The organism is Lacticaseibacillus huelsenbergensis, assembly GCF_029726355.1.
Classification (GTDB): Bacteria; Bacillota; Bacilli; order Lactobacillales; family Lactobacillaceae; genus Lacticaseibacillus; species Lacticaseibacillus casei.
This window is the reverse complement of sequence record NZ_CP120687.1, coordinates 339,279-360,772: the sequence shown is the minus strand read 5'-3', so window position 1 is coordinate 360,772 and position 21,494 is coordinate 339,279. Positions and strand designations below refer to the sequence as shown.

The window sequence follows — 21,494 nt, the reverse complement described above, 5'->3', positions numbered from 1 at the left end:
AGAGCCGCCCGCAGACGACTCCTAGTGTAACGCAAAGCAACTATTCTTCCGGTTGAGAAATAATTAAACCGGTAATGAAGGCTGCCACAAGGGACTTGGTTCCGGAACTAAGCGGGGAACCATTGTAGGTCAAAACGGAGTTATTACCGATCAGATCTTCAATCCGAATGGTCGAACCCTCTGCAGCTGCTTTTTCCTGCTCTTTTTGTTTCGCGTACTTGTCAGGATATGCAACGCCTAACAAATCAAGCGGATCGACATCATAGTATTCAGCAAGCTTTCGAATACTGCGTTCGCTTGGAATTGTCTGATCGTTCTCCCACTTGGTAAAGCTTGCAGGGGACGTGTGCGTTGCCTTGGCAACTTCAACAATTGATTCGCCACGACTCTTACGGATTTGCCGCAAGACACTGCCAACACCATTTGTAATCATAAATTTCACCACGCTTCTTTTTTTCTTGTGTGACGCCGAATTCTTAAAAATTAAGAATACAAGCTTACTCACTATAATATAGCATCATTACGTATTAAATCAATCATTGAACCGCAAAATCAAAATATATTTAAATAAATTTTGATTGACGGTTCCATGACCAGCCACGTTGACGCCTCAAGGTTGGTACTGATGTATATTTTACATGGTATGGTGATCGATTACCATGTTAAGACCAAATTTATTTCTTGTATTCGTTTCCTCACCGTTCTATGCTTAAGTTAATAAGAAAGTTAGGATGTGAGCGGAATGGACCAAGAATATGATCGCTTACTTGTACCCGTAGATGGGTCAAAGGAAGCCGAGTTAGCTTTCAGTAAGGCTGTTAAAGTTGCGATGGCCAACCAAGCCCACTTGGATGTTTTGAATGTGCTTGACACCAAGCAGTTTATCGGCAGCTATGGCGGTATGATATCCGGTGATGCGGTTTATCAGCTGACGCAAGATGCGCAGGAATACTTAGAGAATTTGAAGGAACAAGCCAAGAGTACGGGATTAACCGACATCGATATCCATATTCGTTTTGGTAATCCCAAGACGGTCATCGCCACCGACTTTCCACACGACCACCACAACGATCTGATCGTCATTGGCGCAACCGGATTGAATGCAGTTGAGCGGGTGCTGGTTGGTTCGGTAACCGAATACGTTAACCGCACCGCACCATGCGATGTGCTGATCGTTAAAACTAAATAAGCTTTTTGTCAGGTAAGAATCGGTGATATTACATCGCCGGTTCTTGCCTTTTTTGATGCACATCATATTTCGGAAAGCGTTACAAATAAATCTAATAACCTGAGGGCGACTGCTGGCATTCTTCAAGATCGCGGCGTAATGTATCTATAACCAACCAGCAAAGATTTGGAGGTCATTGAAATGGCAGATACAAGCGATCGGACTGCAGAGGCTAAAACGGAAGCAGCATTGCGCCGCTATCAGGAGCGCAAACGCTATACGGATTGGGTTGCCAAAATGTCACCGGAATTACGCGCTTATCATGATCATGAATGGGGCGTGCCGGTTCACGATGATCAAAAACTATTTGAGTTGTTATCGTTGGAAATTTTTCAGGCAGGGTTAAACTGGGAACTCGTGTTACGCAAGCGGGCTGCCTTCAATGATGCTTTCCATCATTTTGATATTAAACAAGTGGCAGCGATGGATGAGCCGGATGTTGATGCCTTGTTAAAACGCACCGACATCATTCGCAATCGCATGAAAATCGAGGCGACGATTACCAATGCCCGCGCCATTTTAAAAATTCAGACCGAGTATGGCAGCTTAAATGATTATTTGTGGGCGTTCGTTGATGGTAAGCCATTGGTTAACCGTCCGAAATCACTGGCGGAGATCCCGACTAAGAGCGCACTGTCGGTGAAGATTGCCAAAGATATGAAAAAACACGGCTTTGCCTTCGTCGGCCCGGTAATCGTGTATAATTATTTGCAAGGCGCAGGATTAATTGACGATCATGTTGTTATGGAAGACTGATCCAATCAGCGCAAGAAGGGGCAAGGGCGTTGAAACGCATCCGCTTGTGGGGGATTTTTCTGGCCATTATGGGGTCGAGCTTCTGGGGTATTTCCGGCCCGGTAAGCGAGTCCCTGTTTGATAAAGGCATCAAGGTGTCTTGGTTAATTAGCTCGAAAATGCTGATTGCCGGTGTTGTGTTGATGGCGGTGGCCTTTTGGAAAGATCGGTCGGCCATCATGGCACCGTGGCGCAATCGGCGTGATGCGTTGCAGCTGATTATTTTTGTGTTATTTGGCATGATCGGCATGCAGTATATTTATTTTAAGGCCGTTGCCGTGGCGAATGCCGCAACCGCAACGATTTTACAGTATCTTTCACCGGTCGTGGTCTTGGTTTTTCTTGCACTTCGATTGCGAGAAAAACCGCGTCGGATTGATTTACTGACGATTGGCATGGCTATGCTGGGGACAGCACTAGTTGTGACTAAAGGCCGGCTGACACATTTGGCGATTTCCCCGTCAGCTTTCTTTTGGGGCATCATGGCCGCCTTGGCTGCAGCCGCGTATACGTTATTGCCGGCAGGACTTTTAAAACGGCACTCACCAATTGTGGTGACAGCCTGGGCGCAATTGTTGGGCGGATTCCTGGTTGATGCGTTTGATCCCTTTTGGAAACAAATACCGCATCTTGATGCCGCTGGCTGGGCCGGTTACTGGTTTATTGTGATTTTCGGAACGATTATCGCTTATTCGGTGTACCTTGCCAGCCTACAGTTTATTTCGCCAACAGCAGCAACCTTACTGGATGCGTTCGAGCCGTTGGGCGCAACACTTGTATCGGTAGCCTTCCTGCATATGCATCTAGGGTTTGCCGAAGTGCTGGGCGGGGTGCTGATTATTTTGACAGTTGCCATGATGGCAATTGTGACACCACGTGGACCTAAGCTGGAAAAACGACCCGATGAATGAACTATTTTGGTTTGAGAGTCAGTTGGTGATCAACAGCGGCTAAAACGTAAACGACCCTAGAGACTTGTTTTGCCTCTAGGGTCGTTTGATCTGAAGGCGATTGGACGAATCGATATCGCCAGTCGACAACTTTAACTTGCGTGTTTGACTAGGAGATTCGGCAGTGCCTGTTGGTGTTGGTTACGCCGTAATGCCAGGATATAGCCATTTTTAATGCGTAATCGGTACGTGACAAATAATTGCAGTCGGATAGGGCGGCCTAAATAATCAATGATCGGATACGGTTTTTGATTGCTTAGCATCGTGCTCATCTCCCGACTCCATTATATAACTTGAAATGTCACAGGTTTATGACAATCACCTACATTAGATGGCGCGTCCATGCTATACTGGCGTATGAATCAGCAATGAAGATGGAGGCACAGTATGGATCAGTTTAGTATTAGTAATTTAGCAGACTGGCTTGAAGCGCATAACGATGAGCTGATGGCCAAAACCACCCAACTGGATCCCACGAAGGTATATGCCATTGTGGATTATTTGAAAGTGCTCAAAAAGCCGGCTGAGAAATACCTGCACATGAAACAAGTCGACTATTACACAACTGAATCGGATCATAAATTGAATTTGCCGGATGACCAATCACCACTGACGGCTACCCATGATCGCATTATGGTCAATCACGTTGATGGTTCCATTACGGACGATCAACTGAATTTTACATATAACCACGAACCGGTTTTCGATGGTGGTTATGCACCTCAACGCGATCTCAACATCGTGAAGTATGGTCTGGAAGTCATCGGAGCAGTGGCAACCAGCGGGCACATTGAGACGGTCAGCAAGGCGTTATCGCCAGATGCTGTTCTCACGCTTGTGCTGGCAGCCAACGCGTTTGCTGATCACGAGTCTTAGGACTACGCAGGCGTTGCTAGCCAATCGTGGTCGGTTAGCTCATGATATTTTTTCGAAACCGGAACCCAAAGATGGGCTCTTAAGATAGCGCTGATGCTTTGCCAAAATGCAGGGTCGTCGCGCTGTTTTTTATTCGTTGTAATCGTAATGGGAACGCCGGTTTCAGTGATGGCGTTAATGTTAGGGTAAACAATTTGCTGCAACTGGGTTGCAATAAAGTCAGTTTGGTCAATCAACATAAGAATCATCCTTTCATTTGTTGATAAAACCAGCATAACCAGACCATGTGGTGATATCACGAATCAACCGGGATGAATCTGGGGAAAATTGATGATGAAGTTGTGGCTTTTCCCTTAAGTAATGGTTAAGGGCTTTCAGGACTAGGCTGGCAGAATTTGCGCTATTAGCACAAAGGCCCTGTTAACTCACATAACTCACAGATAAGCCGCATAATCCTGATGCAAGCGATTGCGCAATGCTTGCTTGGCCGGTTCGGAAATGAACGCGGCGTTAATGGCGTTTAAATTGAAGGCCAAGAAGTCTGCAGCGGTGGTTTTAAAGTAGGTTTGATACAGTTCGTACTCGTGGGTCAGGGTCGTATTGGAAACAGTGCGGTTGTCGGTGTTGATGGTGATAGCGGCACCGGCAGCTTTGAGCGCTTGATATGGGAACTCATCTAGCGACCGAGCCGCTTTGGTTTGCAGGTTGCTGGTCAGGCACAGTTCGATCGTGGTGTGGGTTTGGACGATTTTTTGAATGAGGTCTGGTTGGTCAAAGCAGGCTGTGGCGTGGCCGATTCGCGGAATGCCAAGGAAGATGGCTTCGGCAATGTTTTGGGGACAATGGCATTCGCCGGCATGAAAAGTCAACGGAACTCCGAGTCTTTGCGCAGTTTTGATGGCGGGGGCGCACACGCTGGTGGGAAAATCAGCCTCGTTGCCGGCAAAATCGCCGCCGACCAACCCGTTACCTAGCAGCGCAGCATTGGCACGAAACATGGCTTGATTATCAGCATTAGGCAACTGGCGCATGCCACAGACGAGCGCTTTAGCAACAATGTCGAATTTGGTCATGGCTTGGTGCAGGCCTTCAATGACAGCTTCGGTTGCGTCACTTAAAGATAAACCGCCGCTGATTGAGAACGCCGGAGCAAATCTGATTTCGATATAGCGAACGTTTTCTTCTGCTGCCTGGGCGACGACATCAAAAGCCGCCAGTTGTAAAGCCTTTTTGGTCTGGAGCAGTGGCGCAACAAAGTCAAAAGTTTTGAGATAATCAGCCAGATTTTCAGAATCGGCCGGCGCCTGAACGAGTTGGCGCAAGGCGTCATCGGAGGCCGGCAAAGGGCGATTGATCATTTTGGCGAGTTGGCGAATGCAGCTTAGCGATAATGAGCCGTCAAGATGGCAGTGCAATTCCGTTTTACCTAAAGCATGTAGCGTGTCGAAGTCCATCATTTTCTCCTTTGTAAAACTTAGAATGATTCGAGTTTAACATAGGCGGCAGCCAACGCGTTACAATAGTTATAGGAAGCGAATAAAGGTAAGGGTGATAAAAGATGCGCATGGTCGATTTGATCACGAAGAAACGCGATCGAGGTGAGCTGACGAATGAAGAGCTGACCTGGATGATTGAACAATACACCGCGGACAATATTCCGGACTATCAGATGAGTGCCTTTTTGATGGCGGTTTACTTCAATGGCATGACGGATGCCGAACGCAACCATTTTGCGTTTGCAATGCTACATTCCGGTGACGTGCTTGATTTAAGCGACATTCCTGGCATTAAAGTCGACAAACATAGCACTGGGGGCGTGGGTGACAAGATCAGTATTCCACTAGCGCCGTTGGTGGCCTGCTTAGGGGTTCCCGTGCCGATGATTTCCGGTCGCGGGCTTGGCCATACAGGCGGGACGCTGGATAAACTTGAAAGCATTCCCGGTTTCAACGTGAATGAGTCTGAAGCACAATTCAAAAAGCAGGTGCGAACAATTCACGAAGCGATTGTCAGCGCCAGCCGCGAAGTTGCACCAGCGGATCGCCGGATTTATGCGTTGCGTGATGTGACGGGCACTGTGGAATCGATACCACTTATTGCCGGCTCCATCATGAGCAAAAAACTGGCCAGTGGCACTAATGCCTTGGTCTTCGATGTCAAAGTCGGCAATGGCGCATTCATGAAAACCATCAAAGATGCGCACGCTTTAGCCAAGGCTTTAGTCAGCATCAGCAAGACCGCCGGCGTCAAAAGCGTTGCCTTATTGACCGACATGAATCAACCATTGGGTATTACGATCGGAAATAGCCTGGAAATTGCCGAATCCATTGCGGTGCTAAAAAATCGCGGGCCACGCGATGTGCATGATTTGACCGTTGCTTTAGCAGCACAAATGTTGGTACTGGGCGGCAAGGCTCCCAGTTTGGAGATTGCTAGCGGTTTAGCCGAAGACGCCTTGCGTGATGGGCGCGCTCTGAATGCGTTTAAGCAATTAATTCAAGCACAAGGCGGCGATCCCACTGTCGTCGATGATCCGCGAAAATTGCCGCAAGCCAAGTATCGGATTCCCGTGACTGCAGATCAAAGCGGCGTTGTCGATCAAATTGACACCAATGCGCTGGGCCTGGCAGCGATGCAGCTCGGTGGTGGCCGTGCCAAAAAAGATGATGTCTTGAATTTGGCAGTCGGATTGGTTTTGCACAAGAAACTGGGAACTCCGGTGTCGAAAGGCGATACGCTTGTGATGTTGCATGCGGATACGAAAGATGTCGTCGATATTGTTGGACTAGTCCAAAAAGCCTATCACATTGGCCCCTCAGCGCCGAAAAAGTCACCGCTCATTCATGAAATTATTCGCCCGTGACATTTATTTTCACAAACAGATGGATTATTGCTACAGTCGTGAAAAAGATAGAAAACAGAACGTCTGGGAAGCGTTTGCGGACGGGCGTGTCGGCCAATATCATAACACCCTTGTGATTTGAAAAAATGTGAGAAGCATGATTTCCATCTTGTTTTTTGGGTTTTTGGTTTTTAAAAAATAAATATCGGGGTATACTTAGATTGTAATGAATCTATTGAAGGAGGAGAAACATATGCTAATGGCAATGGACGTATTATCGCTTGCACGTTTTCAGTTTGCGATGACGACCGTTTTCCATTTCTTTTTCGTACCGTTTTCCATTGGTATGGGCCTTGTGACCGCCATTATGGAAACACTATATGTGCGCAAAAAGAATGAGACATATAAGAAGATGGCCAAGTTCTGGGGCAAGATCTTCTTGCTCAGCTTTGCCGTAGGGGTCGTTACCGGCATTATTCAAGAATTTCAGTTCGGCATGAATTGGTCGAACTATTCACGATTCATGGGGGACATCTTCGGGGTGCCACTGGCGATTGAAGCCTTGTTGGCATTCTTTATGGAATCGACGTTCATCGGTTTGTGGATGTTCACTTGGGATCGCTTCAAGCCAGCTGTACATGCTATCTTTATTTGGATGACTTGGTTAGGTACCACGTTATCGGCAATCTGGATTCTTTCAGCGAATGCCTTTATGCAGCACCCAACTGGCTTTGCGATCAGTCAAACCACGGGTCGGGTCAAGCTGGTTGACTTTGGGGCCGTGATTACCAATCCGCAATTGTGGGTTGAATTTCCGCATGTTATCTTTGGTGCCTTTACCACAGCCGGGTTTGCCGTTGCCGGCATGGCTGCTTGGCGGTTATTGAAGAAGGATCAGGTCGACTTTTATAAGAAGTCACTTAAAGTCGGTTTGGTTGTCGGCACGATCGCTTCTGCGTGCGCGATCGGCTTTGGTGATTTGCAGACGCAATTCATTATCAAAGATCAGCCAATGAAGTTTGCGGCTACCGAAGGGATTTACAAAGATACCAGTGATCCGGCACCGTGGACATTGGTTGAGTTGATCAATACCAAAGATCACACGACGAGTGGCAATATTGAAGTGCCATATTTGCTGAGCCTGTTGTCCTACCACAAAATGAACGGTTCGGTTAAAGGTATGGAGACAGCTAACAAGGAACTTCAAGCTAAGTATGGTAAAGACAAAGACTACTATGTACCGGTTAAGACTTTGTTCTGGAGCTTCCGGGTCATGGCCGGTGGCGGTGTTCTGCTATTCCTGCTAGGTGTTCTAGGTCTTTGGTTCGGTCGCAAGAAGAAGGATACGTTGTTGAATCAACGTTGGCTGCTATACATTCTCGGCTTTGCACTATGGCTGCCATTCATCATTAACACGGCTGGTTGGTTCATCACCGAGTTAGGTCGTTATCCGTGGGTTGTTTACGGATTGTACACGATCGCCGATGCGGTTTCGCCAACCACGACAGCCGGTCAATTGCTGTTCACCAACATTTGCTACTTCCTGATCTTCACCTTACTCGGCGGTGTCATGATTTACTATTCACACCGCGTTTTGAAGAAAGGACCAGAAGGCGATTTGAACACCGATTATGGGGTCAACAGCGATCCGTTAGCTAAGGAGGCGTTCGCAAAATGAGCTGGTTACAGATTTTATGGTTCTTTTTATTGTTCGTCCTGTTCAGCGGTTTCTTCGTACTTGAAGGATTCGATTTTGGCGTTGGCATGTCAACCAAGCTGTTAGCTCGCAACACGAGCGAAGAAGATCAGCTGGTGGCAACGATCGGGCCGCATTGGGATGGTAATGAAGTTTGGCTGATCACCGCTGGCGGTGCGATGTTTGCTTCTTATCCAATGTGGTACGCAAGCTTGTTCTCCGGCTTTTACATCATGTTCTTCATCGTTTTGTTCGGGCTGATTGTTCGTGGTGTGTCCTTTGAATTTGCGGCACACGCCGAGACCAAAACCGGTCGTAATATCTGGCGCTGGGCGTTGGCTTGCGGCAGCTTGATTCCGCCGTTTGTCTTAGGGATGATTTTCACTGCGATTATCCAGCCGCTGCCAATTACCAAGGCCGGCGATGTTTATCCGACGTTGGGCAATCAGATTAATCTTTTGACTATCGTTGGTGGTGTCGCAGTGACATTGATGATGTTGATGCACGGGTTGAATTTCATTCGCCTGAAGACAACCGGCGATTTACGCAAGCGTGCGCGCGATTGGAATAGCAAGCTGTATTATCTGCTATATGCCGGTGAAGTTGTATTCGCAGTTCTGCTATTCTTCATGACCGACTTCTTCAAGGAGCGTCCTATCAGCACGTTGCTGATTTTGGTTGTGATTGTCGGCTCAACTGTCGCTGCCCATATCGGGGTATTGAAGGATAATGAAGTGCTTTCCTTTGTCGGAAGCGCGATTGGATTGGTTGGCGTCGTTGGCGTCATCTTCAATGGCTTATTCCCACGTGTGATGATCGGGCAGGATGCAGCAATGTCCATTCTTGCAAAAGATGCCAGTGCCAGCTCCTTGACCCTGACGATCATGACCATCGTGGCAGTTATCCTGTTGCCAATTGCCTTAATCTACTTCATCTGGAGTTACGTTGTCTTCCACAAACGTATTCAAGCAAAAGGGGCGGTTAGTGAATGATCGATAAGACGCTCATGCGCTTATCGGGAATGAGGAAAACAATGACAATGCTTGCCGGGTTTGCGCTCGTGCAAGCTTTTGTTATTTTATTGCAAGGAAAGTTTCTTGCAGAAGGGATCGTCCATTCCTGGAATCGTCAAAGTTTAGCCGGGTTATGGATGCCTTTGGGGCTGTTTGCACTGGCATTTACCGTGCGGCAGCTCATTGTGTGGGTGCGTAATCGCATCGGTGCCCGCTTCGCCATGAACGGATCTGCGTGGTTGCAAGAACAATTGCTAAAGCACTTGTATGCATTAGGACCAGCGGCAGTGGCAAAAGAAGGTACCGGTAATCTGGTCACCATGGCGCTCGACGGCATTCCCGAAGCCGAAAATTATATCGAACTGATCTTAAACAAAATCCTCAACATGAGCATTATTCCGTGGGTTTTGGTCGCTTATATCTGGTACGAAAATTGGTTGACTGGCTTTACCCTGCTGATTATGTTTCCGATCATCATCCTGTTCATGGTGATTTTGGGACTGGCAGCCCGTGACAAGTCGGAAAGTCAATATGCCGGTTTTCAAAAAATGAGCAACCATTTCATTGATTCGCTGCGGGGACTCAAAACGCTGCAATTGATGGGCATTAGCCGCCAGTACGCCAATAACGTTTATGAAGTTTCGGAAGATTACCGGAAGCAGACCATGGGCGTTTTGCGCATCGCCATGTTGTCAACTTTTGCGTTGGACTTCTTTACTACGTTATCGATTGCGGTTGTTGCGGTTTTTCTTGGCATCAAGCTGATGGACGGCGGCATTCCTTTATACCCAGCGATGGTGGCGTTGATTCTGGCGCCGGAGTATTTCATGCCGATTCGCGATTTTGGCACGGATTACCACGCAACGTTAAACGGTAAAAATGCGATGGCCGCGATCTGGAAAGTAATCGACCAGCCGTTGCCGACTGATACTAAGGTGCTGCCTGAGTTTGATGGCTGGCAGGATCAAGATACTTTGAGCATGCAGCATCTTGATTTCACGTACAACGATAAACGCGCAGGGATTCAGGACGCCAATCTGCAATTCACTGGTCCGGAAAAAGTGGCTATCATTGGTGCCAGCGGCTCAGGTAAGTCGACATTGTTAAATTTGATTGGCGGCTTTTTGCAACCGCAATCCGCAACGATCACTGTCCGGGGAACCAAGGTGCCGCATTTGACGCAGGCTGCCTGGCAGGATCATTTGAGTTATATTCCTCAGGATCCGTATTTATTTGCGGATACCATTGCGGCTAACATTCGCTTTTATCGGCCGAGTGCTTCAGATGACGAAGTTCGGCAAGCAGCAGCGGCGGCAGGTTTGAGTCACTGGATCGAAACGCTGCCGGATGGTTATGCGACCCGCATCGGTGAAGGTGGCCGGGGAATCTCTGGCGGCCAGGCCCAGCGAATTGCGTTGGCGCGGACATTGGTTGATACCAACCGGTCGATTTGGCTATTTGACGAGCCAACGGCCCATTTGGATATTGAAACCGAAGCCGAGCTGAAAGAGACACTGGTGCCGCTTTTTAAAAACCGGCTGGTCATCTTCGCCACGCACCGACTGCACTGGCTCAACCAAATGGATCGCGTGATTGTGGTTGATGGCGGACGGATCGTTGCTGAAGGAACACCGAGCGAGTTAGCAGCCCACTCTAAGCCATATCAGGCACTTGTACACGAAATGCGAGGTGAATTCAATGCATTGGTGGAAAAATGAACACTGGGTCCGGCCTGATCTAAAACGCTACCGGTGGCTGCTGTTTTGGTCGCTGGTTCTTGGGGTCATGACGTTCGTGTTTGCCGGCGCGTTAATGTTCACCTCAGGCTTTTTGATTGATAAAAGTGCTACCAAACCGTTATTTGCGGCGATTTATGTGACTGTTGTCCTGACCCGTGCCTTTGGGGTTGGGCGCCCGGTCTTCCAATATGTTGAACGTTTAACCAGTCACAACTGGGTGCTGCGGATTACCAGCCATATGCGGCGCAAGTTATACAAAGTACTGGAAACCGATGCGGCATTTGTCTCGGAACACCACCAGACCGGTGATATTTTGGGATTATTGGCAGATGACATCGGCCACATTCAGAACCTCTATTTGCGGATGATTTTTCCGACCGTGGTTGGCGCTGGCCTGACCGTAATTGCCACGTTACTATTAGGCTGGTTCAACTGGGGCTTTGCGTTATGGATCTGCTTGTTATTGCTGTTCCAGATCCTGATTCTTCCTTGGTGGGGGCTAGTGGTTGAACGCTTCCGCAAGGCTGAGCAAAAGCAGCTGAACCATGATGCCTATGTATCATTGACAGACTCGGTGCTTGGCCTATCCGATTGGGTCATCACCCATCGCGGTCAGGAGTTTTTGGATCAAAGCTTGGCAGCACCGAAAAAGCTGGCTGCCTCGACCGCAAAATCCAAACGGTTCCAGTGGGGACGGGACTTTGTCGGTCAGTTACTGTTCGTGTTGATTACGATCAGTATGCTAATTTGGACCAACCTTGAATGGACTGGCAGTCAGTCAAGTGCCAACTGGGTCGGTGCCTTCGTCCTGGTTGTTTTCCCGCTTGATCAAGCCTTTTCTGGGATTGCCCAGGGCGTCGGTGAGTGGCCGACTTATCGAGATGCGATCCGGCATCTCAATGATCTGCACCCAGTGACGCGCGCATTACCCAAACAGCAACCAGTACCGACTAGTTTTAAAACCATTCAGCTAAAGCAGGTCAGCTTCCGTTACACGCCAACCGATCCTGAATTGATTACCGATATCGATTTAACTGTTCACGCCGGCGAAAAGATGGCGATTCTCGGTCCTAGCGGAATGGGGAAAACGACCTTGTTGCAACTGGTCTTGGGTGACTTAACACCGACAACCGGTCAAGTTTTGATTGACGGGCAGGACGTACTGACTTATCAGCAAAATCGTACGAATCTATTCGCGGTGCTGGATCAGAGCCCATTTCTGTTCAGCACGTCGATTATTAATAACGTCCGTTTGGGCAATGAAAATGCCAGCGATGAAGAAGTCGCTGCGGCGTTGAAAGCCGTCAAGCTGGACAAGCTCATTGCCCAACTGCCCAATGGTATGGACAGCAGTGTCGAAGAAGCCGGCTTTGCCTTTTCCGGTGGTGAGCGTCAGCGGTTATCGTTAGCGCGGATTCTTTTACAGGATGCACCGATCGTACTCCTGGACGAACCTACCGTTGGCTTGGATCCGATTACCGAACAGGCGCTGCTGGATACGATGTTCTCCGTTCTAAAAGGAAAGACAATTCTATGGGTCACCCATCATCTGCAAGGTGTCAGTCAAACTGATCGCGTTGTTTTCCTAGAAGATGGCCGGTTGACGATGAACGACACGCCGCAGCATCTGGCTGAACAGAATCAGCGGTATCAGAATCTGTATGCGCTGGATGCGGGGTTGCGGTGATTCATAGCAGTAAAAAATGCATCTAAACTTATGAGCACAAAACAGCCGTATCCCGGGATTTGGGGGTACGGCTGTTTTCAGCATATTCTCAGTCGTTAACGTGTACAATAAGAACCTGAAGACCGATTCGAGGCGAAACAAAATGCGCTGGTTAAAAAAATATGTACGGCCGTTGGATTACGTTATTGTCGTTCTATTATTCATAGCATGCTTCATTCCGCTGGGCATTTTTTCAATGACCGAAGCGCATGTGAATACGGATCAAAAAGTGGCCGTTATTTCGATTAATGGCCATGTTAAACGGCGCATTAAGCTGGATGCGCATGCGGGCCACCAGCAGTTTACGCTGTATCCGGCAAAAGGGCAGTACAATGTCATCGAAGTTGATGGCACCCGCATTCGCGACAAGGAAGATAATTCGCCGGATCAGATTGCGGTGCATACGGGCTGGATTAGCCAAATTGGGCAGCAAAGCATCTGCCTACCGCATAAATTGCTGATCGAAATCAAGCCGGCGCAAGGAAATAAAGGCACTAGCGGCGATGATGGCGGACTGGTACACCCTTAATCAGTTGGCTTAAACGTTTACAAGCTGCTAAATGTAGTGCAGCATTTCAAAAATAGCTGCTTAAATGTGATTTTCTCATGGTAAACTGGAAAAACAATCTGTTGTTCAGCAGATCGTTTGCGACACGGATGGCAGTCACAATGCTGCAGACTGATTGAAAGAAAAGAGGCAAGCCTTTATAATGCTTGGATTATTGAAATACGGACGTGACAAGCTTGGGGCTGGGGTTATTGAAGCAATTTTTGATTGGTTACCGACAGTCTTGCCGGTCATCATTGCGCTTGAATTGGCGGCAAATCGTGCGATGGAAGCAATCGTGGTGGCCGGGGTAGTGGGGATATTTTGGCTTCTTTATATTACGATTTACGAACGGCATCACCGTCATGACTGGGCCATGAGTGCCAAGCGTGAGCTGCGTGATCGTTATTTCGAGGCGCTTTACCAACGCAATGATGCAAGTGCCGCAACCGGTGCAGACAATGCGGTGATTCAGCGTGATTTGGGCGGACTTAACAATTTGGATATGTTTTATAGCACGTTGTTTCCCACTTCCTTGCAGGCGATGATGACTTACCTGTTGTTGATCGCGCTGTCGATTTGGTATCGTTCATGGTTAGCTTTGCTGCCGCTTGCCTGTGTTTTGTTGATTGGCTTTGCGATGATGTTTCTCGGCAAGCAAATGTCGGCGCAGAATAAGACCCATCTGGCTGGCTTCTTAAAAATGGGCGGACGCTTTATCAACGACCTGCGCGGGATGAATACTTTAGTGATGTACAATGCTGCCGACCATTACGGACAAAAATTTGCGGATGATAGCGAATATTTTCGCCAGGCCACGATGAATCTGTTGAAAACCCAGTTGCAGGTGCTGTTTGTCATCAATGGTTTTGTTTACCTAACTGTGTTCGTTGGCGGTTTTGTGACTGCTCTTCAATTGATTGGCGGCCAGTTACCAGCTGCCGGTGCATTCGCTACCTGGTTTACATTGGCCATGATGATGGTCAATGCCCGGCAACTCGGCTATTTCGTGCATGTTGTCAAATCAAACGGTCCGTCACTGGCGGCGATCCTCGGAACAATTGCCAAGGCCAAAGCGACGCCGGCGACGGTTCGGATTACCGATAACCGCCCGCTCAAACAAATCGCGCTTGATCAGGTGACGATCGGTTATGCGCCGGATAAACCACTTGTGACGGCAATCGATGCCACGCTGGAACCGGGCAAGTTATACGGCTTGGCAGGGGAAAATGGCACCGGTAAGAGTACGCTCATTCAAGCCATTTTAGGCCGCTTGGAACCTTTATCCGGAACGATTATGGCTGACAATACGGCCGTCACTGCGTTGAGCAACGCGCAAAAAGCAGCAGTATTTGGGTACGTCACGGCAGATGAATACCTTTTTTCCGGCACCGTTCAGGAAAATCTGTTGTTAGGAAATCGAGTTGGCGACACTTGGCAACAGAAACTTGATGATTTGGGGCTGATGCAGTTTGTCCCTAAGCTGGAAAAAGGGTACGACACACAGGTGGGCGAAGGCGGTCGGCTGCTTTCGCCGGGGCAGCGGCAACAGTTAGCGTTTGCGCGGATGTTACTGGCGGACAAGACCGTTTACCTGTTAGATGAAATTACGTCCAGTATTGATAAAGTCAACGCTGCGGCGATTTTGGCGGCCGTTAAGAAGTTGAGCCAAGAGAAAATTGTTTTGTTCATTTCCCACGACCTTGCTGCAATGGCGCAAGCTGATGTGGTGTGGTTTATTCATGATCATCACTTAATTGTCGCCAATCACGCGCAGCTTTACCAAGATCAGCCGGCGTATCGGCGCTTGGTGGATAATCCGGAGACGATGCAGAAAGAGGGTGCACGCTGATGATCAGAGGGTTATTAAAGTACACTCATCATTTGACTGGCGCCATTGTGATTAGTTTCTTGATTGGCATGGTCGCCGAACTGGCCAAGGCCGTTGTCTTGATTCTTGCGGCGATGATGCTGTTTGATCCGCAACATGCAACAGAATTATTGTTGCCGGGCGTCATCGCGGTTATTCTCTTAGGTCTCGGAAGTTTCGGCGAGCAATATGCCGGACATTTTGTGGCTTTTCATGTACTGGCTGACCTGCGCGGCGCCGTTTATCAGCAACTGGTGCGCTTGGCCCCAGCAAAACTGGATACGCAATCGAGCGGCAAGTTGCTCAAGTTAATTGGCAGTGATATCGAAGCGATGGAAATTTTTTATGCCCATACCATTGTGCCAGTCGCAATCGGGTTAACATATGGCCTTTTAATGACGGCAGTTTATAGTCGTGTCAGTATTTTGGCGGCAGTGGTCGCGCTGGTCGGTTATGTGGCCGTGGGCGGGCTGATTCCGTATGCGCGGCATCAGCAATTGACCGCTAAAACTCAGGCGGCTGATCAGCTGAAGGCGGCCAACCAACAGTACTTACTAGAATCGGTCCGCGGGATGGGGGCAGTGCGCCAGCTGGGCATTGCAAAAGAACGCATGGATCAAGGCAATGTCGGCTTTGACCGCGAAGCCGCCGCGTTTCAACAAGCCCAATTCAGTCAATTATTAAAAAATGTCGCTGCAACGTTCGTCATGGTCGCAACGTGGTTGGTCATGGTCTGGATAAGCGGCTGGCAGCAGGCAACCGCCTTGCAACAAGCGGTTCTTGCAGTCTTCCCGCTGACGTTCGGCCCGTTGCTCGCACTAAACAATCTTCCCGGGTCGTTACTTAACGGGTTTGCGGCGGCTAAAAATCTATTCAACTTACTGCAGGAGCAGCCGTTAATGGCAGCGCCCGCAACTGCAAGTCAGACAGTCGATGCGATTAAGCAGATTCAGGTGAAGCAGGTTTCATTTAGTTATCCAGCGCGTCCCGAAGAGGTTTTAAACGACGTGACGCTGACCTTAAAGGCTGGCGAGATCACCGGTTTTGTAGGTGCCAGTGGGTCGGGCAAAAGTACGTTAGCTAAATTGATCATGGGTTGGTATCCGGTCACGAGCGGTCAGATTTTGGTCAATGGCACGGATCTTGCAACCATCAATCCCCAATCGCTGCGGGCACAAATTAATTATTTGCCGCAGACCGCGATATTTTTCTCCGAAACGGTCCGTGATAATCTGACGTTACATGATCCGACGATTACGGATGATCAAATTTGGACGGTATTGGCGCAAGTTAAACTAAGTGACCGGTTAAAACAGCTTGCAAATGGCCTGGATACGCAGATTGCTGCCGGACATGTGCCTTTTTCCAGTGGCGAACAGCAACGGCTCGAATTGGCCCGCGCCTTGCTGCATTCAAGCAGCGTCTTGGTGTTAGATGAACCCACCAGCAATCTCGACACTGAAAACGAGCGGCTGATTCTGGATACGATCAAAGCCTATTATCACGGCATCGTCATTTTGATTTCACACCGCGCAGAATCAGCAGCCTACGCGGATCGGATTTATCGCTTCAGTAATCGGCAGGTTGTGGAAGAAGAGTAATTTGTCGGCACTTTAGGTTGCTATTTTTCGATAAAAAGAGCGCGCGAAAACATTTCCGTTGTCATTTTCCCCAAAGATTGATAGCCTGAATTTGAACACGGATCAGCAAATGGTCTGACCGTCTTGGAGGAGGGCTTGCGATGATCATTGAAACGATTCTGAACAATAATGCCGTTGTGGTTCGGCATGAGCAGCGTGAGACGATTATCGTTGAACGCGGTATCGGGTTTCATGCCAAAAAAGGGGAGACACTGACATTGCGGGACAGCATGAAGGTGTATGTTCCGGAAGACCAAACCAAGTTGAAAATCGCGGCGGAAACGATTGCCAGCTTACCGAGCGAGTATTTGACGCTGGCGGCGCGGATTGTGCAAGAGGCAGAAGTTCAGTTGCAGACAACATTTAACAGTTATTTGCTGATTGAATTGGCTGATCATCTGCATTTTGCGGTGATGCGGTTGCATGACAATTTATTATTGCATAACCGACTGTTGTGGGAAATTCAGATGGCCTATGAGCAGGAATATCGAATGGGCAAGTGGGCGTTGGAAGCGGTGGCTGAGCAGTTAGGTGAAGCGTTACCGGAAGATGAGGCCGGTTTCATCGCTCTGAAGTTTGTCAGCAACGATCTCAATCATCAGCAGCCGGTTGATTCGCTGGCGTTTACGCAGATGCTGGCGAATGTTACGAAAATAATTTTCTATCGCTTAGGACTGGACATGAACACCAAAACGCCGGAGTACCAGCGACTGGCGATCCATCTCAAGTTTTTCCTTCAACGGGTTTACGCGCACACAGATAAGCAGGAAGCGACTTACGACCATGCCCTATTTGCACATTTGCAAGAGGATTATGTGCAGGCTTATCAGTGTATGGAGGATGTTGTTCAGTTTATCGAGCAGAAGGTCAACGTACCTGTTTCCAAAAACGAGCAGATTTATTTAACGCTGCACATTTCTCGGTTAGCTGCCAGTCACGGACAAAATTTAAAAAGTAGTTGACGACGGCTAATGAATCAGATAAGATGTGGTTATTGAAAGCGAATACAGTACCATCTGGCTTGTTACTATTGAATTAGGCAAAACCAGAAAGACTTGACTTAGGCACACCCTAGGTTTCGTCTTTCTGGTTTTTTTATTGCCCAAAGTCTGGAGGAAAGAAAAATGGGAGAATCAACACTGGCGAAGCAACTGTTGCAGTTGGTTGGCGGCAAGCAGAATATTGAACAGGTTTGGCACTGTGCGACGCGGCTGCGTTTCACATTGAAGGATCCGCAAAAGGCGACCGCGGCCAAACAGAAAGTCGAGGCGTTGGACGGGGTCATCACGGTCGTGGAAGCAAGCGGCCAGTATCAAGTGGTTATTGGCAATAACGTAAGTGATGTTTATCAGGCAATTATTAAACTTGAACCGAGTTTAGGTGACAGTGCGCAGGCGGCCAATGACCAGCCGAAGGAGAAAATGACATTCAAACGCGCTTTCAATGGCTTATTGACCTTTATTTCCGGCGTTTTCACACCATTTTTGGGAGCGATGGCCGGTGCCGGGATTCTAAAAGGCTTACTATCTCTGGCCGTGGCGGTTGGCTGGTTAACGACCAAAAGCGGCGCCTATCAGATTTGGTGGGCAGCGGCGGACGGCATTTTCTACTTTTTACCGATCGCATTAGCCTTTACGGCCGCGAAACATCTGAAGGTGAATCCATTTGTGGCGATGGCAATTGCTGCCGCGATGGTTTATCCCAACATCGTCGGACTCGTTGGCAAACCGAGTATTGATTTCTTTGGTATTCCGGTGGTGGCGGCTAATTACACGGCAACGGTCTTGCCGATTTTGCTGGTCGTCGTGGTTCAGAAGTTTCTGGAACCATTTTTCAATAAAATTTGGCATCAGTCGGTTCGGAACATTTTGGCACCGTTATGCTTGTTAGTGATCATTGTGCCGCTGACCATGTTGGTGGTTGGACCGGTTAGCTCCATTCTCAGTAATGGTCTGGCCACCGCAATTGTGTCGCTGAACAAGAGTGTACCGGCTTTAGCGGGGATGGTTCTTGGCGGCTTCTGGCAGGTGTTTGTGATTTTCGGCGTTCACTGGGCGTTGGTGCCGGTCATGATGAACAACATTGCCCAGTATGGGACGGATCCGATGATGCCGATTCTTTTGCCTGCAGTTTTAGCGCAGGCTGGTGCGGCGTTTGCGGTGTTTCTTAAAACCCGTGACGCTAAAATGAAAAGCCTGGCTGGTTCAAGCACGATTACGGCACTTTTCGGCGTCACGGAACCGACTATTTACGGGATCACCTTAAAACTGAAAAAGCCATTTTATTGCGCATGTGTCGCGGGGGCAGTTGGCGGGATTATTGTGGCCATGTCCGGCGCCGGCTCGAATGTGGCATCATTGGCCAGCATCTTATCGTTGCCGACTTATATCGGTAAAGGGTTCGGAATTTCGGTGATCGGCGATATTGTGGCATTCGTCCTCGGCGTTGCGCTTACCTTGGTGTTTGGCGGAATTAACGCCGGTGTTAAAGAAGACAAGCCGCAAGCAACTCAGATCGCAGCGGATCATGCAGAAACGTTGACAGCACCGGTTAAAGGAACCTTGGTGCCGCTCAGTGAAGTGCCAGATGAAGTTTTTTCCTCGGGCACCATGGGGCAAGGCATCGCGATTGAACCAGAAGACAACTTGGTCAAGGCACCAATCGCAGGGACGATCAGTCTGGTGTATCCAACCGCGCACGCTATTGGGATCACGTCTGAAAAAGGCGCAGAGATTCTGATTCACATTGGTATCGACACAGTGAATCTAAAAGGCAAGTATTTCAAACCCTTGATTAAACAAGGACAGAAGGTGGATGTCGGCACGCCACTGGTAGAATTTGACTATCAAGCGATTAAAGCTGCGGGCTATGCACCGACCGTGATGATGATTGTGACGAATTCCGACCGTTATCAGGTTGAAACTCGGGCGGACGGGGCAACCGCAGACGATGCGTTAATGACGCTAGCTTAGAAAGGATGAACATTTAACCATGACTTATTTGAATTTCCCCAAACAATTTATGTGGGGCGGTGCAACCGCGGCCAATCAGCTGGAAGGCGCCTATCTTGAAGACGGCAAGGGATTATCGATTGCTGATGTCCTGCCCCAAGGAAAAGCACGGTTTGATCTGGTGAATGAGCCGGATTTTGATTGGACCATCGATGAAAGCAACTATCGGTACCCGAATCATCGGGGGATCGATCATTACCACCATTTTAAAGAAGACATCAAGCTGTTTAGTGAAATGGGCTTTAAATGTTATCGCTTTTCGATTGCCTGGTCACGAATCTTTCCAGAAGGTGATGAAAAGACACCTAACATGGCTGGCCTGGCGTTCTATGATGCGGTGATTGCAGAGTGCTTGAAATATGGGATTGAACCGATTATCACGATTTCCCATTACGAGATGCCACTGCACCTAGTTACCAAGTACGGTGGTTGGAAGAATAAGCAGCTTATCGGCTTTTACAAGCGATTTGCCGAAACCGTCTTGACCCGGTATTTCAAACAGGTTAAGTACTGGATGACTTTTAACGAAATTAACAGTGCGCTGGCATTTCCAGTGATGAGCCAAGGCTTGGTGACCAGTAACGGTGCGGCCGATAAGCGCAACATTTTCCAAGCCTGGCACAATCAATTTGTGGCTGGAGCCGAGGCGGTCAGAATCGGGCACCAGTTGAATCAGGATCTTCAGATCGGTTGTATGTTGTTATACGCCACCACTTACAGCTATGACGCGAATCCGGTCAATCAGCTGGCGACGCTGCAACAAAATCAAGCGTTCAATTTCTTCTGCGGCGATGTTCAGGTGCGCGGCGAGTATCCAGCCTACACGGATGCGTTGCTGGATCAATATGGCATTAAGTTAACGGATCTGGACTTTTCGGCTGCCGAGTTGGCAATGTTGAAGCAGCATCCAGTTGATTATATTGGCTTCAGTTATTACATGTCTGCTGTTGTTGAAACGGTTCAGAAGGATCATGCTGAGGTCGGCGGGAACTTGTTAAGCGGCATTAAGAATCCTTTTCTGGATGCGAGCGAATGGGGCTGGCAGATCGACCCGACCGGCTTACGCATTGCCTTAAATCAGTTATACGATCGTTATCGCAAGCCGCTGTTCATCGTTGAAAATGGCCTCGGGGCAGTAGACCAGCCGGATGCAAACGGCGAGATTAACGATGATTACCGGATTGACTATCTAAAGCAGCACATCGAACAGATCGGTGCAGCCATTCATGATGGCGTTGATGTGATGGGCTATACGCCATGGGGATGCATCGATTTGGTCAGCGCGTCAACCGGCCAGATGTCGAAACGTTATGGTTTCATTTATGTCGATCTCGACGATGCCGGCCAAGGAACGCTTAAACGTTCCAAGAAGAAATCCTTCGACTGGTATCGGCAGGTGATTGTGTCAAACGGAGCTGATTTAGATTCCTAATTGACGGCTGGCGTTAGGGTGCCTGAGTCCAACTTGACAAGGTTAACGGTGTTATGTTTTAATATTAGCTATAGTGAATAGCAACGAATCGGTTGAGCGTATGCTTCAAGATGCCTTTCCTGGGGAAGA

19 protein-coding genes are annotated in these 21,494 nt (G+C 48.6%); 15 read left to right on the top strand and 4 right to left on the bottom strand.

Going from position 1 to position 21,494, the window contains the following annotated elements:
• Positions 1 to 40: 40 nt before the first annotated feature.
• The gene (locus LHUE1_RS01595) at positions 41 to 433 is read right to left on the bottom strand and encodes a helix-turn-helix domain-containing protein (protein WP_010491911.1); all 393 of its coding nucleotides are present in this window, start codon (positions 431 to 433) and stop codon (positions 41 to 43) included.
• Positions 434 to 742: 309 nt separating this feature from the next.
• Here LHUE1_RS01595 and LHUE1_RS01590 point away from each other — a divergent pair, with 309 nt between their 5' ends.
• The 3 genes from LHUE1_RS01590 to LHUE1_RS01580 all read left to right on the top strand — a co-directional run bounded on the left by LHUE1_RS01590 (position 743) and on the right by LHUE1_RS01580 (position 2,934).
• Positions 743 to 1,189, top strand: coding sequence for a universal stress protein (locus LHUE1_RS01590; RefSeq protein ID WP_049169191.1), 447 nt, complete (start codon positions 743 to 745; stop codon positions 1,187 to 1,189).
• A 180-nt stretch (positions 1,190 to 1,369) separates the two neighbouring features.
• On the top strand, positions 1,370 to 1,984 hold the full coding sequence (locus LHUE1_RS01585) for a DNA-3-methyladenine glycosylase I (protein WP_049169190.1): 615 nt from the start codon (positions 1,370 to 1,372) through the stop codon (positions 1,982 to 1,984).
• A gap of 29 nt (positions 1,985 to 2,013) precedes the next feature.
• Positions 2,014 to 2,934, top strand: a complete 921-nt coding sequence (locus tag LHUE1_RS01580) for a DMT family transporter (RefSeq protein ID WP_010491905.1) — start codon at positions 2,014 to 2,016, stop codon at positions 2,932 to 2,934.
• 131 nt (positions 2,935 to 3,065) lie between these two features.
• On the opposite strand, the gene LHUE1_RS01575 is transcribed toward LHUE1_RS01580, so the two are convergent.
• Positions 3,066 to 3,245, bottom strand: a complete 180-nt coding sequence (locus LHUE1_RS01575; RefSeq protein ID WP_032958531.1) for a hypothetical protein — start codon at positions 3,243 to 3,245, stop codon at positions 3,066 to 3,068.
• 115 nt (positions 3,246 to 3,360) lie between these two features.
• On the opposite strand from LHUE1_RS01575, the gene LHUE1_RS01570 reads away from it, so the two are divergent.
• Positions 3,361 to 3,849 (top strand): hypothetical protein, encoded by a 489-nt coding sequence (locus tag LHUE1_RS01570; RefSeq protein ID WP_049169189.1) that lies wholly within the window; start codon positions 3,361 to 3,363, stop codon positions 3,847 to 3,849.
• A gap of 2 nt (positions 3,850 to 3,851) precedes the next feature.
• On the opposite strand, the gene LHUE1_RS01565 is transcribed toward LHUE1_RS01570, so the two are convergent.
• On the bottom strand, positions 3,852 to 4,088 hold the full coding sequence (locus LHUE1_RS01565; protein ID WP_049169188.1) for a hypothetical protein: 237 nt from the start codon (positions 4,086 to 4,088) through the stop codon (positions 3,852 to 3,854).
• 195 nt (positions 4,089 to 4,283) lie between these two features.
• A complete protein-coding gene (add, locus tag LHUE1_RS01560; protein WP_049169187.1) occupies positions 4,284 to 5,303 on the bottom strand; it encodes an adenosine deaminase in 1,020 nt (339 codons plus the stop codon).
• A gap of 104 nt (positions 5,304 to 5,407) precedes the next feature.
• Between add and LHUE1_RS01555 the strand changes: the two genes are divergently transcribed.
• The 11 genes from LHUE1_RS01555 (at position 5,408) to LHUE1_RS01505 (ending at position 21,365) form a co-directional block, all read left to right on the top strand.
• Entirely contained in the window at positions 5,408 to 6,712 is a 1,305-nt protein-coding gene (locus LHUE1_RS01555; RefSeq protein WP_049169186.1) for a pyrimidine-nucleoside phosphorylase, read from the top strand.
• 232 nt (positions 6,713 to 6,944) lie between these two features.
• Positions 6,945 to 8,369, top strand: coding sequence for a cytochrome ubiquinol oxidase subunit I (locus LHUE1_RS01550; protein WP_010491892.1), 1,425 nt, complete (start codon positions 6,945 to 6,947; stop codon positions 8,367 to 8,369).
• A complete protein-coding gene (gene cydB / locus LHUE1_RS01545) occupies positions 8,366 to 9,379 on the top strand; it encodes a cytochrome d ubiquinol oxidase subunit II (protein ID WP_047106359.1) in 1,014 nt (337 codons plus the stop codon). Before LHUE1_RS01550 ends, cydB begins: the two co-directional genes overlap by 4 nt.
• Positions 9,376 to 11,118, top strand: a complete 1,743-nt coding sequence (gene cydD / locus LHUE1_RS01540; protein ID WP_049169185.1) for a thiol reductant ABC exporter subunit CydD — start codon at positions 9,376 to 9,378, stop codon at positions 11,116 to 11,118. Before cydB ends, cydD begins: the two co-directional genes overlap by 4 nt.
• Positions 11,099 to 12,826, top strand: coding sequence for a thiol reductant ABC exporter subunit CydC (cydC, locus tag LHUE1_RS01535; RefSeq protein WP_049169184.1), 1,728 nt, complete (start codon positions 11,099 to 11,101; stop codon positions 12,824 to 12,826). Before cydD ends, cydC begins: the two co-directional genes overlap by 20 nt.
• A 142-nt stretch (positions 12,827 to 12,968) precedes the next feature.
• Complete coding sequence (locus LHUE1_RS01530; RefSeq protein ID WP_049169183.1) at positions 12,969 to 13,394, top strand: NusG domain II-containing protein; 426 nt, start codon at positions 12,969 to 12,971, stop codon at positions 13,392 to 13,394.
• A gap of 181 nt (positions 13,395 to 13,575) precedes the next feature.
• Positions 13,576 to 15,264 (top strand): ABC transporter ATP-binding protein/permease, encoded by a 1,689-nt coding sequence (locus LHUE1_RS01525; RefSeq protein WP_049169182.1) that lies wholly within the window; start codon positions 13,576 to 13,578, stop codon positions 15,262 to 15,264.
• Positions 15,264 to 16,883 (top strand): amino acid ABC transporter ATP-binding/permease protein, encoded by a 1,620-nt coding sequence (locus tag LHUE1_RS01520; RefSeq protein ID WP_049169181.1) that lies wholly within the window; start codon positions 15,264 to 15,266, stop codon positions 16,881 to 16,883. The genes LHUE1_RS01525 and LHUE1_RS01520 overlap by 1 nt, the downstream gene beginning before the upstream one ends.
• 140 nt (positions 16,884 to 17,023) lie before the next feature.
• Positions 17,024 to 17,884, top strand: coding sequence for a PRD domain-containing protein (locus LHUE1_RS01515; RefSeq protein ID WP_049169180.1), 861 nt, complete (start codon positions 17,024 to 17,026; stop codon positions 17,882 to 17,884).
• Positions 17,885 to 18,046: 162 nt separating this feature from the next.
• On the top strand, positions 18,047 to 19,894 hold the full coding sequence (locus LHUE1_RS01510) for a beta-glucoside-specific PTS transporter subunit IIABC (RefSeq protein ID WP_049169179.1): 1,848 nt from the start codon (positions 18,047 to 18,049) through the stop codon (positions 19,892 to 19,894).
• Positions 19,895 to 19,913: 19 nt separating this feature from the next.
• The gene (locus tag LHUE1_RS01505; protein ID WP_049169178.1) at positions 19,914 to 21,365 is read left to right on the top strand and encodes a glycoside hydrolase family 1 protein; all 1,452 of its coding nucleotides are present in this window, start codon (positions 19,914 to 19,916) and stop codon (positions 21,363 to 21,365) included.
• Positions 21,366 to 21,494 lie beyond the last annotated feature (129 nt).

Coding starts and splice junctions, on each gene's coding strand:
- cydB (WP_047106359.1), top strand. CDS start 8,366: ATGAGCTGGTTACAGATTTTATGGTTCTTTTTATTGTTCGTCCTGTTC.
- LHUE1_RS01515 (WP_049169180.1), top strand. CDS start 17,024: ATGATCATTGAAACGATTCTGAACAATAATGCCGTTGTGGTTCGGCAT.
- LHUE1_RS01505 (WP_049169178.1), top strand. CDS start 19,914: ATGACTTATTTGAATTTCCCCAAACAATTTATGTGGGGCGGTGCAACC.
- cydC (WP_049169184.1), top strand. CDS start 11,099: ATGCATTGGTGGAAAAATGAACACTGGGTCCGGCCTGATCTAAAACGC.
- LHUE1_RS01575 (WP_032958531.1), bottom strand. CDS start 3,245: ATGAGCACGATGCTAAGCAATCAAAAACCGTATCCGATCATTGATTAT.
- LHUE1_RS01585 (WP_049169190.1), top strand. CDS start 1,370: ATGGCAGATACAAGCGATCGGACTGCAGAGGCTAAAACGGAAGCAGCA.
- LHUE1_RS01525 (WP_049169182.1), top strand. CDS start 13,576: ATGCTTGGATTATTGAAATACGGACGTGACAAGCTTGGGGCTGGGGTT.
- LHUE1_RS01570 (WP_049169189.1), top strand. CDS start 3,361: ATGGATCAGTTTAGTATTAGTAATTTAGCAGACTGGCTTGAAGCGCAT.
- LHUE1_RS01520 (WP_049169181.1), top strand. CDS start 15,264: ATGATCAGAGGGTTATTAAAGTACACTCATCATTTGACTGGCGCCATT.
- LHUE1_RS01590 (WP_049169191.1), top strand. CDS start 743: ATGGACCAAGAATATGATCGCTTACTTGTACCCGTAGATGGGTCAAAG.
- add (WP_049169187.1), bottom strand. CDS start 5,303: ATGGACTTCGACACGCTACATGCTTTAGGTAAAACGGAATTGCACTGC.
- LHUE1_RS01550 (WP_010491892.1), top strand. CDS start 6,945: ATGCTAATGGCAATGGACGTATTATCGCTTGCACGTTTTCAGTTTGCG.
- LHUE1_RS01595 (WP_010491911.1), bottom strand. CDS start 433: ATGATTACAAATGGTGTTGGCAGTGTCTTGCGGCAAATCCGTAAGAGT.
- cydD (WP_049169185.1), top strand. CDS start 9,376: ATGATCGATAAGACGCTCATGCGCTTATCGGGAATGAGGAAAACAATG.
- LHUE1_RS01565 (WP_049169188.1), bottom strand. CDS start 4,088: ATGTTGATTGACCAAACTGACTTTATTGCAACCCAGTTGCAGCAAATT.
- LHUE1_RS01555 (WP_049169186.1), top strand. CDS start 5,408: ATGCGCATGGTCGATTTGATCACGAAGAAACGCGATCGAGGTGAGCTG.
- LHUE1_RS01510 (WP_049169179.1), top strand. CDS start 18,047: ATGGGAGAATCAACACTGGCGAAGCAACTGTTGCAGTTGGTTGGCGGC.
- LHUE1_RS01530 (WP_049169183.1), top strand. CDS start 12,969: ATGCGCTGGTTAAAAAAATATGTACGGCCGTTGGATTACGTTATTGTC.